General features: G+C 42.9%; 12 protein-coding genes and 1 pseudogene. 2 read left to right on the top strand and 11 right to left on the bottom strand.

What is annotated here, in order from left to right:
* Window positions 1-41: 41 nt before the first annotated feature.
* The 4 genes from AC0YOD_RS05185 to AC0YOD_RS05170 form a co-directional block, all read right to left on the bottom strand.
* Complete coding sequence (locus AC0YOD_RS05185; RefSeq protein ID WP_475798156.1) at window positions 42-866, bottom strand: MerR family transcriptional regulator; 825 nt, start codon at window positions 864-866, stop codon at window positions 42-44.
* A 188-nt stretch (window positions 867-1,054) separates the two neighbouring features.
* Window positions 1,055-2,896, bottom strand: a complete 1,842-nt coding sequence (locus AC0YOD_RS05180; RefSeq protein ID WP_475798155.1) for an ABC transporter ATP-binding protein — start codon at window positions 2,894-2,896, stop codon at window positions 1,055-1,057.
* Complete coding sequence (locus AC0YOD_RS05175) at window positions 2,880-4,634, bottom strand: ABC transporter ATP-binding protein (RefSeq protein ID WP_475798154.1); 1,755 nt, start codon at window positions 4,632-4,634, stop codon at window positions 2,880-2,882. Before AC0YOD_RS05175 ends, AC0YOD_RS05180 begins: the two co-directional genes overlap by 17 nt.
* A gap of 150 nt (window positions 4,635-4,784) precedes the next feature.
* Window positions 4,785-5,159 carry a hypothetical protein gene (locus AC0YOD_RS05170; protein WP_475798153.1) on the bottom strand — a complete coding sequence of 125 codons (375 nt, stop codon included), beginning with the start codon at window positions 5,157-5,159 and terminating at the stop codon, window positions 4,785-4,787.
* A gap of 317 nt (window positions 5,160-5,476) precedes the next feature.
* Between AC0YOD_RS05170 and AC0YOD_RS05165 the strand changes: the two are divergent.
* A pseudogene (locus AC0YOD_RS05165) lies at window positions 5,477-6,082 on the top strand (pentapeptide repeat-containing protein).
* 208 nt (window positions 6,083-6,290) lie between these two features.
* Here the strand turns inward: AC0YOD_RS05165 and AC0YOD_RS05160 are convergent.
* Window positions 6,291-7,235, bottom strand: coding sequence for a helix-turn-helix transcriptional regulator (locus tag AC0YOD_RS05160; protein WP_475798152.1), 945 nt, complete (start codon window positions 7,233-7,235; stop codon window positions 6,291-6,293).
* A gap of 108 nt (window positions 7,236-7,343) precedes the next feature.
* Between AC0YOD_RS05160 and AC0YOD_RS05155 the strand changes: the two genes are divergently transcribed.
* Entirely contained in the window at window positions 7,344-8,537 is a 1,194-nt protein-coding gene (locus AC0YOD_RS05155; protein WP_475798151.1) for an MFS transporter, read from the top strand.
* Window positions 8,538-8,577: 40 nt separating this feature from the next.
* On the opposite strand, the gene AC0YOD_RS05150 is transcribed toward AC0YOD_RS05155, so the two are convergent.
* From AC0YOD_RS05150 to AC0YOD_RS05125, 6 genes are all read right to left on the bottom strand, one after another.
* On the bottom strand, window positions 8,578-9,885 hold the full coding sequence (locus AC0YOD_RS05150; RefSeq protein WP_475798150.1) for an aldehyde dehydrogenase: 1,308 nt from the start codon (window positions 9,883-9,885) through the stop codon (window positions 8,578-8,580).
* 25 nt (window positions 9,886-9,910) lie between these two features.
* Window positions 9,911-10,936, bottom strand: a complete 1,026-nt coding sequence (locus tag AC0YOD_RS05145; RefSeq protein ID WP_475798149.1) for an NADP-dependent oxidoreductase — start codon at window positions 10,934-10,936, stop codon at window positions 9,911-9,913.
* A gap of 141 nt (window positions 10,937-11,077) precedes the next feature.
* Entirely contained in the window at window positions 11,078-11,371 is a 294-nt protein-coding gene (locus tag AC0YOD_RS05140; protein ID WP_475798148.1) for an ArsR/SmtB family transcription factor, read from the bottom strand.
* 100 nt (window positions 11,372-11,471) lie between these two features.
* The gene (locus AC0YOD_RS05135; RefSeq protein ID WP_475798147.1) at window positions 11,472-11,765 is read right to left on the bottom strand and encodes a hypothetical protein; all 294 of its coding nucleotides are present in this window, start codon (window positions 11,763-11,765) and stop codon (window positions 11,472-11,474) included.
* Window positions 11,766-11,938: 173 nt separating this feature from the next.
* Window positions 11,939-12,109 (bottom strand): hypothetical protein, encoded by a 171-nt coding sequence (locus AC0YOD_RS05130; protein WP_475798146.1) that lies wholly within the window; start codon window positions 12,107-12,109, stop codon window positions 11,939-11,941.
* A 140-nt stretch (window positions 12,110-12,249) separates the two neighbouring features.
* Window positions 12,250-14,184: a hypothetical protein gene (locus AC0YOD_RS05125; protein WP_475798145.1), complete on the bottom strand. Its 1,935-nt coding sequence runs from the start codon at window positions 14,182-14,184 to the stop codon at window positions 12,250-12,252.
* Between the last annotated feature and the right edge of the window lie 47 nt (window positions 14,185-14,231).

The following is a 14,231-nucleotide window of genomic DNA, read 5'->3' as shown; positions in this document are numbered from 1 at the left end:
TTTTGTTTAGAACGCGTTATGGAAACCATCAGCTCATGCTGCTATCTTTTCTTTATTGGAAAATACACCTCGGTAACAATATCCTCAGGAACGGTGGCTTGATTGGGATCGGTCACATATATTTCGTACGGGGATTTTACCAATTCATATCCTTCATTTTCTACCCACTCTCTCAACCTAGCATATACCGATGTCAATTCTGAATATGAACCTTTTAAAACAGACTTTGCGCAAAGCCTCCCTGGCAAGTCTCTCGTTCCTTTTACCGTCTCCGCTATCGGAATGGCAAACTCTGTATCATTGCCGGCAGGATTATATTCTTGGCTATGATAAATCGTTATTGGTGAACCAAGCACGGTGAGTTTTTCAGTAGCAATCTTTTCATATAACCCGCTAATATACGTTCCATAACCAGCAACATAGTCTTCACTACTTATCTTCTGACGCATATAAAGAATATTGATGGATTGTGTTTCAACAACTTGTACTTCAATATTTTCAAGGTATGACATAATCGGTATGCCCTTCTCTAAATTCAAAATATCGGTACTCATTTGTTTTAGGGTATATTCAAAGGCTGTTCGTTTTTCTTGTATTTCCTCTCTCTTACGATTAAGGGCAGAACAAAATTTCTCTTCTGATCGATCCTCTTCCCATTCTAGAATGGCTTTGATTTCATCCAGGGAGAAGTGATAGGATTTCAAACGGTTGATAAAGAGCATCCTTTTTAGTTGCCCGATTGAATAATATCTATAACCGTTTTCAGGATTAATTTCATTAGGTTTTATTAATCCGATTTCATCATAGTATCGAAGGGTCTTTGTAGATACTCCGCATATCTTAGAGAATTCTCCAATGGATAGCAATTGTTCACCTTCTTTCTTCCTATTTTTATATGAACTAAACAGTCTATTGCTTATCTTTACTATGCACTTTACCCTAAGGGTAAAGTCAACAGCAAAACTCCAGTCTTATATCCATAAAGTTTCAGTGTTCAGTTACATAATAAAGAGGCTGAAAATTCAGCCCCTTCACGTATTGCTTCCGCTTGTCTTTAGCCGACATCGATTAAGAAATTCGGCTTAGTTCCTATTTCACCTATAGAATGACGATATAAATCCTCGTAATAGCCTTCTATATCTAGCAACTCCTTATGCGTCCCTGATTCTACTATCTCACCCTGCCGCAAGACGATAATTCGGTCAGCATGCATAATTGTTGACAAGCGATGCGCGATAACGATCGTTGTTCGCCCTTTAGATACGATATGAAGCGCCTGTTGGATTAACTGCTCCGTCTGAGAATCTAGATTAGCAGTAGCTTCGTCCAAAATAAGGATCTTTGGACGGAAAACAATGATCCGTGCAAATGATAACAGTTGCCGCTCGCCTGCTGACAATCCACTGCCACGCTCGGACAATCTCGTATCGTAGCCATCGGTCATGCGTCTTACCACTGCATCAGCACCTACGAATTCACATGCGAGAATCACCGCTTCTCGTGAGATGTTTTCGTCGAACATCCTGACATTGTCAATAATGCTGCCTGCATAGAGATAGGGCTCTTGTTGGACCAGACCGACGATTCGGTGTAAATTGGCTTGCGGCAAATCTCTAATATCATTGCCATCAATGAGAATGCTGCCTTCTTGCACATCATAAAACCGACATAGCAAGCTCATGAGTGAGCTTTTTCCTGCACCAGTCGTACCGACAATGCCGATCATTTCACCTGGACGGATATGTAGATCAAGTCCTTGAAAGATTGGTGAACCGCTCTCATATCCAAAGGTAATGTGATTGAAGTCGATCCGTCCTTCTACCGATTCTAAATGAATGGGAGTCGGCTGCTTATTATCCTTGATTTCAAGTTGAGTGTCGAATACTCCCCAGATTCGATTTACTGCAACGGTAGCCGATTGCAGTGTATTCCACTGCTGCGTTATGGCATTAATGGGCTGGAAGAACTGGCGGATGTATGTGATAAACGCATACAGGACGCCGAATTCGAGTTTTTGACCTAGGACAGCATGACCGCCTATCCATATGACGAAAGCGATGGTAAGGTTGCTCAACAGATCGAAAGAGCGATTAAACATTACCATCGTACGTATCTCACGGATATTAGCTCTATAGTAAGCTTCATTTCGTTCCTTGAATTGCTCCGCCTGAGCCTTCTGTTGTTGAAAGACCTGAATCAAGCTCATACCTGACAGACTCTCAGCTACGAATGATATCAGTCGGGACAGCCGCGTCCGTGCCATCTGGTAGGTATTACGCATGAAAGTACGAAATGAAATCGTAATAAATGCGATGATTGGCAGCAAAACAAGACAATAGGTGCCAAGGGTTACATCGAGTTGAAACATCATGACAAGGATGAATAATAGGGTAAGACCATCACGCAGCAGTGTAAGCAGCACTTGGTTGAAAAATTGATTCACTGCTTCCGTATCACTTGAGACATGCGTGATCAAGCTGCCGTTCGGTGTCTTATCGAAATAAGACATGGAGAGCTTCGTAATATGCTCAAACAACTGTTTTCTTATCTTTGCCACGATGCTTTGTCCTGCATACTGTATTAAATTGTTCTGCAGATAAGAAAATAAAAATCCTGATACCGACAGCCCGAAGTATATGAGGCAGATGACAAGGATACTGCCGTATTCGTTCTTGCCTGCCATCAAATTGTCATCAATAAGAACCTTGACTAAATAAGGCTGGAACAGCTCAGACGCAATGGCGATTATCGTACAGATTAAGACCAAAATAAAGGTAATCCGATGTGGCATCACATAAGAACTAAGAATTCGAAAGGCTGACCGATATTGGTATTTTGATTCCTTACCCTTTTCCGACTTCTGTTCCTTATGTCTATTTTCATTGGACTGCGGCATGCTGACTTCCCTCCTCTTGAATCGCATGGAGCTCAGCATACTGTCCCGGCTCGGCCAATAGTTCCTCGTGCTTGCCGCGCTGAACGATTCGTCCTTCGTCCATGACGATAATGAGGTCTGCATGCTTTAATGCGCTTATTCGATTTGCAATGATAATAGTCGTTTTACCGCTGCGCTCTTCTTGGATCGTTTGTAGAATTTCGGTCTCAGTGACTGCATCGACTGCGCTGACACTATCGTCCAAAATCATAAACGGTGCATGCTTGATTAGACCGCGTGCAAGGCTTGTTCGCTGACGTTGACCACCTGATAAGGTAACGCCACGTTCTCCGAGCTTCGTCTCGAAGCGATCAGGAAACTCCATAATATTATTGTAGATCCGTGCTTGCTTAGCAGCCATTTCAATCTCTTCCTGTCCGGCTTGTCGTTTGGAGAATGCGATATTTTCTCCAATCGTCGTACTAAATAGGAAACCATCTTGTGGCACATAAGCTATCTGATTTCGCAAGCTTTCAAGCTTAATTCTACGGATGTCCGTCCCACCTATTTGAATTGACCTTACAGGTGCTTCATACGATCGCAGCAGTAACTTGACAAGCGTTGTCTTCCCGCTTCCGGTACGTCCAACAATTCCGAGCGTCATGCTTGGCTCAATAACCAGATTAATCTCTTTCAATGCTGGCTGAGAGGCTTCCGGATATGAAAAGGTTAGCCCTTCTATACGTACTTCCGATTGATTTAGTGCAATAGGTAAAGCATCTTCTTCTTCAACAATGTCTGGCTGAACAGCAACCACTTCATTTAAGCGCTGCAATGAAGCGCGTGATCGTTGTACCGTATTTATGACATTACCTATTTGCTGCAAAGGGTTCATCAGCATTCGTACGTACAGTGTTAGCGCAACGAAATTTCCGAGTGTAATCTTTCCAGTAACGGTTAGATAACCACCCAGTGCCAAAGACATAATCAAAGACATGGAGCCCAAAAACGGCACGAGTGCTTGGAAGAGCGAGGACATGCGAACAAGCGAAAGCTGATTGTCACGTATCTGATCGACGTGCGTACCAAACCTCTCGATCATAATCGGCTCTACTGCGAATTTCTTCGTAACCCGTATACCCCCGAACTGCTCCTCAGCTGATTCAGTCATTGCGCCTAGCGACTCTTGCACTTTTAGTGATCGTTTACGAATGGCAGGACCAAAGCGTGTCACGATCCAGGGAATCAGAAATAATGGTCCGACGGATGCTGCGATTAGGTAGAGCGGGATATCGCTTAAGACCATCGCCCCTATACAGGAAAATAGAAGCAATGTTCCCATCGCCAGCTGGTTAATACCCATGGAAATCGATTCCCTTACGCCTGTAACGTCATTCATAAAATAACTAAGTATCTTTCCTGTACCATTTTTGGAATAATAGTGTTCACTTAACTCTGAGAAATGCAAGAATAGTTTGCGGCGAGTTATATATTCAAATAATCGGCCGACATACATGATGAGATATTGTCCATAACCCCCAATGAGCACATGACCTACACCAATCAACAAGAGTAGCAGACTGTAACGGACGACATCATGCGTTATCAAATCTCCAGTCTGAAGTTGATCTGTGAAGTCGCCGAGTACTTTTGGGAAGAATGCATATATGATGCTGGCGATTGTATGCATCGTTATTGAGGTGAAGTATATGTGCCAGGTCTCTTTAAAATATGGTTTCAATATACCGTTTGGCTTCAAATTCGATCCTTTCCTCCTTTCTCTTATACAGTGGAGCTGTCATAAAGTTCTCTTTACATAATCATCCGCAGTATTTAAATAAAAAAACCGAGCAGCAGTACTAAGAAATGGAAACCAATTCTTTGAAGGAGAGACTAGAGATTAATGTAATTAAATATTTGCGTCTATTGAATCTTTTTTATCGGTTTCGTTATCTTCAGTCGTTTTATCATCTGATATGATCTCATGAAGCTGAAACATATGAATAAACTCTTCGATGATGGCTTCTGTTGCTTTTAGTTCACCACATATGACTTGTTTAATCGATTCAAGCTCCGGTTCGTTTAATTGTCTCTGCAAAGTAGATCGATTAATTATAAGCTTATCCAAGAATGCTATTGCTCTTCCGCGGCGAAACGTTTGAGCGCTTTTGGGATGCTGATCTGAAAAATCCTTCATACCTTCCTTATTTAAATGCCCAAAACCCCGGTGTTCCGAATGTTCTCTACGACCAAGCTTACCTTTATGTCCATGTCCTTCGCGCATTTTGTTTCCTCCTTTTCAATTGTGTATACATTTGTATACTTTCGATGTTGTATACAAATGTATACGAACTATTTGTTATCTGTCAATATTTGTTTTTCAAAAAACTCTAAATAGCGATTTTTCAGATGAATCTATGCTAGAGACAATTAAAGTTCTTCAAAAAAAAGATCTTGACTTTTAGCCCAGTTCGCACGGGTACTTGACATCCGTATGCTATATTAAAAAAGATATCTATCGGTTTAACTCCTTCATTCAATTACATCACATTTAGGACAAAGCAAATAACTAGCTCACTAACCATATATGGGAGGCAATTTATGTTTCAGCATAGCCATCAAAATTATAATGAAGTAAACTTTGGTTCACAAGATTTAAGGTACGGTGAGCTGATAAGCTGTACATTTAATCGATGCTCATTTTCTAACGGATCTTTGGAGGAGATTATCTCCAGCAACTGCCGTTTCATCGAATGCGATTTTCGCGGAGCTATGTTAAATGGTTCCATTCATAAAGAATCCGCATTCGAAAACTGTAATTTTAGCGGAGCAAGTTTATTTGTTTCAAAATTTGATACATGTAAAATGACTGGCTCGGATTTTTCCAACTCCAATATGGATGGAATCTCCATTATTTAAGGTGATTGGTCCTATACAAATTTGAGACATTGCAGACTAGTAAAACAGGATTTACGTGGGATTAAGTTTTATGAAGCAGATTTGTCGGGCGCCAATTTAGAAAAAGTGGATTTAAGAAATAGTGATCTGACTATGGCATTACTTGCAAAAACGAATTTGCAAGGTGCAGATGTACGAGGGGCTGATATGGAAGGCGTGGATTTCAAAAAATTCTCGATTACAGGTATGAGAATGGATAATGAACAAGCGGTATTATTTTCACTTTCTCATGGAGCAAAGATAGGTTAATAAACTTTTTAATCCAAACCTAATTTGATCAAGTGATGCGGTTAACCTATATCATTTTGGACCCCATCACTGGTCAAATATATACAATTACTTAAACAAGACTCTATGTCTGCTCTCCACTCAACCACCTCCGCAACTATTATCAAAGAATGAAATTGATGGCTGGAAAATCCTCTCAAAACCCCAAATTAGAGTAGAGCTCTATTCATTATTGGTATCGGACAAGCATATTAGAGAGCCTTTTACGAATCGATTCTCTCAATTCTTCCGGCTCCTTCAAAACTGCCTCATCCCCTAGTCCAATGAAAAAATCCGTGTAAAAAGGAATATCGCTGCGCGGTACATCATTATCGATCATTCCGCTTCCATCTTCGTGCACATCCAGCATTGGAGCAAGCCATAGTTCGGCTTCACATCGCTGAACACCTGCACGGCTGAGTTCTGCAAGAAGTCGAAATGATTCTCTCGGTTCTTCGGCATGACGTCGACTAAGACGAATATCGCCTAAGTCAAGCGGCTCTGTTCCAGAAAAGTCATACTCCGCCTCATGAATTCGATCGCATCGAAACACTCGCAAGCCCTGACGTAAGTAACAATAGGCAGTACAATACCAGAATCCATTGTTTGCATAAAGGCTTACTGGCTGAATCAGTCGGCTGCTTGATCCCTCCTCTTCCGTCACATATTTTACGACCAGCACCTTCCGATGTACAGCAGCGTTCAGCAGAATAGCCAAGAAAGGGGCTTCACCCCGCCTAGACGGTGTAACAAAATCGACCCGGTTCTTCATACTGTCAATACGATCCCTAACATCACCGGGCATATAAAGGTAGAACTTGTTAAGCGCCGAAGCAGACTCCGCTTCGAATGGTAATGAGGAGTAGTGACGTAGAGCATGCACCGCAAAGAACATCGCCACCGCTTCTTCTTCCGTGAATGCGATGGGAGGCAGTACTCTCTCCCTTAGCACCTGGTAACCGCCATGCGGACCTACTTCAGAGTAGAGAGGAACGCCTAGCTCGCTCAGCTCTTGTAAATCCCTTAAAATCGTGCGTTTGGATACCCCGAATTCATCAGCAAGTTCCTTCACTTTAAACCTCCGTTTCCGATTAACGGTCATCATCAGTTCCAATAGCCTTTTGGACTTGGGCACCTTAGATCCCTCCTTTTTTATTAAAATAACAATCCATGACAGTTTCTGTCACTATTATGCCTTACGATTAATACAGGAAGCAACATTAATCAAAAGGAGTGATCAACTATGCGTAGGTATAGCGCATTATTCTTCCTAATCATGTTCATGATAGGAACGGATACTTTTCTCATTTCACCTTTACTACCCACACTACAGAGGGAATTCGGCGTTTCAACGAATATCGCTGGGTGGATGCTCGGCGCCTACACACTCGGATCAGCCATCTTTGCCTTGATTGCTGGGCCGCTTTCCGATGGCTGGAGCCGAAGAACGGTTTTGCTCTGCGGCTTGCTTGGTTTCTCCGTCTCCACCATCTTATGCGGCTTCGCCAACAGTTTCTGGACGATGTGTCTATTCCGCTTCCTTGCTGGTGTCAGCGCGGCATTTACAGCTCCCCAAGTGTGGGCATCCATTCCCGCAATTATGCCAGCTTCGAAAATATCGAAGACGATGGGTATCGCCTTCGCAGGACTCGCTGCTTCCCAGGCGCTTGGAGTACCAATCGGAAGTTGGCTCGCCGCCTCTCATTGGTCCGTTCCATTCTGGACGATTGGCTTCATTTCGCTGCTGCTCACCGCCGTTGTCTTCTATATACTGCCCAGCTTGAAACCAGCTTCTCGTGAGCGGAAGTCAATCCTTCGCAGCTATGTTCCTTTGATTATGAGCGGCAAGGCAAGGAGCGGATTTCTTGCCTATCTGTTGCTTCACTTAGGTAGCGGCACGGCATTCGCCTTTGTTGGCAAGTGGATGGCCGATCGCTTCGAGCTTTCAATTGGACAAATAGGTACGGTGATGATGTTTCTTGGATTTGGCACACTGCTGGGAAGCATAATTAGCTCATTTGCGATTCGAAAACTTGGGCTTTCCAAAGCGGTTGTAGTCGGCATGCTGATGCTCATCTTCTTATATTCGGTTATGCCACATTTCACGAACCTTACAATCGTGACCACCGTTTATTTAATCATCTTTACGACGCTTGGGGTAATCTTCCCAATTGTTATGGGATTGCTCACTTCACTGAACGCCTCGATCCGTGGAACGATTTCCAGTCTTGCCAACTCGACGATGAATAGCGCGAATACACTTGGCGCATGGATAGCTGGATTTCTTTATGTTGAACTCGCTGGTTATTCGTCGATCGGCATCTTCTCAGCAGTATGCCTCGCACTCTCGCTAGGAACGTTCCTATTCGGCGGGGTTCTGAGAAGCAACACAGATCAAAAAGATAAGGAATCAGCAAGAAGCCCCGTCATCGACTGACGGGGCTTCTTCTTACTCATTATTTTAATGCTATATCGAGTTAATGTTCTGCTTTACGTTTTAAGACGCTTTTATGATGGGAGAACGTATCAAAACTGCCCTGTCCATGATATGAACCCATACCACTCTCACCCACGCCACCAAATGGAAGGTAAGGAGAAGTCAGATGAGCAAGTGTTTCATTGATACAGCCTCCACCAAATGAAATGGAGCTTAGGAGCTGATTCTGAACGTCCTCACTTTCAGAGAAAATATACAGTGCTAGTGGTTTTGGACGCTTTATTATCTCTTCAATAATCTCAGATAGCTCATCATACAAAATCACAGGAAGAATCGGCCCGAAGATTTCATCCTTCATTACTGAATCGGACCATTTAATCCCATCCAACACCGTTGGCTCGATGAAGTCCCTTGATGAATCCGTTCTGCCGCCAAAATACAACGTACCATCATTTAAAAAGGAACTTAGGCGGTTGAACTGCTTTTCGTTCACGATTTTTGGAAAGTCTGGATTATGATAAATATCATTACCGTATAAGGCTTGAATAGCGTTTTTTAATTCTCCAAGGAATTGATCCTTAACCTGACGCTGGACCAAAATATAATCAGGTGCCACGCAGGTTTGTCCCGCATTCAGAAATTTCCCTCTTGCTATCCGCTTAGCTGCAGACTTAAGCTCCGCATCACTATGGACAATACAAGGACTTTTGCCGCCGAGCTCAAGTGTAACGGGTGTTAGATGTTTCGCAGCTGCTTCCATTACGATCTTGCCAACGGGTGTGCTGCCCGTAAAAAAGATATAATCGAACTTCTCCTTCAGAAGCGCGGTACTAGTCTCCACTTCCCCTTCCACTACTGCCAAATATTCTTCAGGGAAGTTTTCCTTGATAAGTTTAGCAAGCACACTCGATATGGTTGGAGTGAACTCGGAAGGCTTCAATATCGCACAATTACCTGCTGCAATAGCTCCAATCAAAGGCGCAATTGCCAGTTGGAAGGGGTAATTCCATGGCGCAATAATTAGCGCAATACCATATGGTTCAGGATAGATGACACTGGTAGCCCCGGTAAGGAAAGCAGGTGTATCTACTTCCTTCGACTGCATCCACGACTTTAAGTTTTCCAGCGTAAAATTAATTTCCTCGCGTACAATTTTAATTTCTGAGGAGAATCCTTCTGCTTCAGATTTATTCAAATCCTTTCGTAATGCAGCAAGTATCTCCTTCTCATGACTGTTAATAATGCTTTGCAAAGTGTTTAGTGAGTCCAAACGAAATTGTATGGGTTTCGTTTGTCCCGTTAGGAAGAATGCGCGTTGTCGTTTTGCTAAATTCTCGTAATTCTCCATGCTCATTCTCCTTTACTGTACAAAATTATTTCTCGGATTGACTCACTTTAACAAGCATTTTACCGAGATTTGCGCCTTGGAACAATTGTAGGAATGCCTCAACCACATTGTCGAATCCATCTACAATCGTTTCTTCATACTTTAATTTACCCTCCGTTAGCCATTTGCCAAGCTCCTGAAGCCCTTCTGACTGACGAGCAGCATAATCACTTAGAACAAATCCTTTAATAAGGGAGCGTGTCTTAATCAATCTAGTTTGAATACGAGGCCCCATGTTTCCATCCGTACTGTTGTAAGAAGATATGGAGCCGCATAGTGGAATACGTGCATAATCATTTAGTAAGTTCATCACTGAGTCTGAAATTGCTCCACCGACATTGTCAAAATAGACATCGACTCCATTCGGACACGCTTCTTCCAAAGCCTGATCTAAATTATTCGTTGTTTTATAATTAATAACCGCATCGAATCCAAGTTCTTTTTTCAAATAATCGCATTTGTCATCTGTACCAGCGATACCAACAACACGTGCTCCTTTAATTTTGGCAATTTGTCCAACAAACATGCCTACTGAACCCGCTGCACCAGACACGACGACGGTCTCGCCTTCTTTCGGCTGACCGATATCAAGTAAACCGAAGTAAGCTGTGAGACCCGTCAATCCAAGAACACTCAAGTAAGCTGATACAGGTGCAATTGATTCATCAATTTTTGTTACTGCTTTAGCATCCACAGTATTATATAATTGCCAGCCCAACATACCGATTATTTTATCTCCAGCTTTGAATAGCTCTGATTTCGACTCCACTATTTCACCTACGAGACCACCGGCAATTACTTCATTAAGCTGATAAGGTGGGATATACGATTTAGCATCACTCATTCTTCCACGCATGTAAGGATCTACTGATAAGTACAATGTGCGTACAACAACTTGTCCTTCTTGCGGATTAACAACAGGAATATCTCTGAACTCGAAATTTTGCTGTGTTGGCATGCCTACTGGACGAGAAGTCAAAAGGACTTGTCTATTGTTATCTTGCTGTTTCAAATGATCACTACCTTATTTATATTTTGATTCTTCACATAGCTGCTAATAGCAGTTGCATGATTATGACTATCGCCGCTCTATTATCAGATAGTTCTAAAACATTCAAAGTATTGACGAAAAAAATTCGGGTCCCCGGACGCACTATAACCTGTCCAAGAAACCCGGTAAAAACGTGGTAAACGTATCTTCTCGAAGCTGACTGATCTTATTTTGACCAATTCTTGTGACACTTACTAAATCAGCTTCATATAAAATCTTGAGATGGTACGAGACATTGGATTTATCCATTCCCATGGATTCACCGATGGACCCGCATGTGTTGTTCCGATGGTGATGAAGATATCGAATCATTTCAATTCGTTTCACTTCTGCTAATGCCTTGAAAATCTTAACCCGTTTTTCATCATCTTTTAAAGAAAACTGTTCGATAGTCATAAGACTATTGTATTCCTCTGTATTCGTAAAGTCAACTTGCCAGATATTTCCTCCATTTAATTTCTTAACAGCCGAACGTTTTACTCAAAAGAAAAAGCCTTCAGTTAGAAGGCTCATTAGCTAAACGATCTTTAAGATACATGATTAAAGAGTATAGCTGCAAATGTAATTCTTGATTTGATTCTGAAAATGGCGTTTTATCTAATCCATGAGCATCACGTCTGAGTAATTCACGGTTAAGTTTTGAAATATTACTTATTAACGTATTATTATCCCAACCTTCAATGATAGGATTCATACGTGGTTGTTTATCATGTTCAACATTATTAAATTCTAGGAAGCTTGGGCTGAGCATGAAATCCATAAAAGAAATTTTTTCAGAAGTTGTTGACACTATGTGCACCTGCTTTATTTTTTCTTATCATTGTAGCATTATCGTTTAGCAATTTAAATGATTTCATGTTGTATAACTAATTTTGGGAACGATTAGACCAATTGACTGCTTTCCTCATCATTAAAAAAGCTGCTCCTCCGCATATAGTGACGTGAAGAGCAGCATGCAGTAAATTATATTTGATTCTTGGGAATATTATTTAAACTTGGGACGTAATCAGCAGCCTTGTCGCTAGTTAGCGTTTGTAATTCTTCAGTGAAATGAGCGTTATTTTGCTGATTATTTTTCTTATCTGCTTTGTTATCTGCGCGGTCATACTTAGGATCGGCGTCATTTTTCGGCATAGCTTTCACCTCCACTCTCATAGCTAGTATGAGAAGGCGGCTTGCATTTTATCCCATAACAGTATTAGATGATAGTATTCTTCAACACCACACCTTTCCTTCGTTGATAACAACAAATTCTAAATGACGTCTGTATCCCTTTATTTACTTTCTCTCTTCAAAGACTGATTAAGGATATCCCAATCTGCATGTGAAGCGTCAAACAGCATGAGCCCGTCTGTGTACCGGAAAGCCGAGTGGAAAACCTCACCCTGCCGTTCGGCGCTATTCATTTGATTAAGGGAAATACCCGCATATACCGGGACTTCACAACCTGTGGCAATGTTGCCAAGCGCCATATATTTCTCAACCTCGGCCAGTGTATCCTGATACGTTCCTATCATTAGAAAATCCAAGTGCCTAATATAGCCATTTCCGCGGTAGTCCTCGGTATAGACGGAGCCCTCCTGAAATGGAAGACGGCTATCATATTGAAAATCAGGGCTGGCCCAGTTTGCACCGTTGACATAATAGGTATCAAACCAAGACCCCACGTATGCAGATAACAATACATCGCTTCCCGTCTGTCGATTATGATCCTTCACCATCTCCTTGACCTCCGCAACAAAAGTGGTTATGACGCCTGCGCGGAATGCCCACCAGTCCAAAACCAACGGACCGTCTATTCTCGTATTGCCTTCATAATAGAATATATCCTCAGGCCAACGATGAAGCCGCTTGCCCCTTTCCGCCAAATAAGCCTCAAAGCGGATTCGTGTCAAAGGACTGAAATCCGCCGTTTCATTGTCGTATCTGCCTCGGTCCAAAATAATGCCGTCCACCTGATAGCCGGCAATCACTTCCCGGAAACCTGCCAATTGATGCTTGCGCACCTCCTCATTCAACGGGTTGGCAAACGCAACCAAGCCCGGAGCCGAGCTGTCCCGCTGTCGCTTGATCACACCTTCATCCTGATGCTTGTAAACCATTTCCTCCCATTCAGGATGCTCATCTAGAATCGCATATTGACCACGTACAATTGAGCCTTCTGCAAATACATTCATGGATGCATGGATAGATAGACCAAGATGTTGCCCTTCTTCTATAAAAATCTGTAGCAAATCCAGCTTTGGGTAAGGAATACCCAACCCAGCGTTAACCAACTCACTCATGTGGGGACGCCTCGTCAGCGAATTTTTGAAGTAAGAGACGTACCCCTCCACTCCTTTAACGTCAAGTGCAATATCCGTAACGCCCGCTTGTTTTGCTCGCTCCAGCAGTTTTCTTACGGCGTCCGTTGTCTGCAGCTTCCCACTGTTGGCTTTCTGATCTATCCAAAGGATAATCCTCTGCTTCCTCTCAGCAAAGCTCTTGGAAAAAATCGTCAAGCTTCGTGCAGCTGGGTTTTCGTTTCCCGCTTTGACCTCCACATCAACAAAGTTGACTCCATGCGCCAGTTTCAGTTCATGGACAAAAGCACCCTGTTCGTCAACCACAGCAGCTTCACCATTAACCGTTAACGCTGGTAAATCGCCCGTATTGCCGCCGCTCACATTACCGCTAATGATAGTAGCAGCCTCTGTTTCCGTATAAACGGAAGGGTGGTTCAAATAAAGGCTGAATGCATGATCAACAGCCCCTGCTAGCCCGTGATGATCAGTCACATCACCATCCTTGCGCAGCTTGATTCGATCTCCTTTTCTAAAGCAGGTAGACAAAAAGAAGCGGCTGCTTTCTGGAGCATACAAAGCGTCACAGGATACAAGCACGTAACCGCCCTCAGGGATGTCCAGTTCCGTTGGACCAGACCATGCCGGGGCGAAGCCGACAGGCGCTTCATTAACGACGCGTAAAACCAAGCCCCCTGCCCCCACCTGCACCGCAACGCCATCCTCAGAAACAATCACCGATTTCCCCCATGCGCTTGTAAACAAAACAAGCCACTCTTCGACCACCGGAATGGTGTTGACAGCCGTTATGGCATGCCGCTGCCCCTCCAATGTAATCGTAATATCCTCCGGCGCAGATTCCACTTGGGCATGGACAGCAAGCATATCAGCCTCACTGCCTTTATGCAGCTTAATTGGCTCCTTCATTCCTATTCCCCCTCTGTCAATTAGGCCTGGGCGACAAAGGGGCACCT

Source organism: Paenibacillus sp. J31P13, from assembly GCF_056269295.1.
This window is presented reverse-complemented; position numbering and strand designations above follow the sequence as displayed.

Excerpts from the sequence above, each read along its gene's own strand:
- AC0YOD_RS05180 (WP_475798155.1), bottom strand. The coding sequence starts at position 2,896 with ATGCCGCAGTCCAATGAAAATAGACATAAGGAACAGAAGTCGGAAAAG.
- AC0YOD_RS05170 (WP_475798153.1), bottom strand. The coding sequence starts at position 5,159 with ATGCGCGAAGGACATGGACATAAAGGTAAGCTTGGTCGTAGAGAACAT.
- AC0YOD_RS05155 (WP_475798151.1), top strand. The coding sequence starts at position 7,344 with ATGCGTAGGTATAGCGCATTATTCTTCCTAATCATGTTCATGATAGGA.
- AC0YOD_RS05150 (WP_475798150.1), bottom strand. The coding sequence starts at position 9,885 with ATGGAGAATTACGAGAATTTAGCAAAACGACAACGCGCATTCTTCCTA.
- AC0YOD_RS05140 (WP_475798148.1), bottom strand. The coding sequence starts at position 11,371 with ATGACTATCGAACAGTTTTCTTTAAAAGATGATGAAAAACGGGTTAAG.
- AC0YOD_RS05130 (WP_475798146.1), bottom strand. The coding sequence starts at position 12,109 with ATGCCGAAAAATGACGCCGATCCTAAGTATGACCGCGCAGATAACAAA.
- AC0YOD_RS05125 (WP_475798145.1), bottom strand. The coding sequence starts at position 14,184 with ATGAAGGAGCCAATTAAGCTGCATAAAGGCAGTGAGGCTGATATGCTT.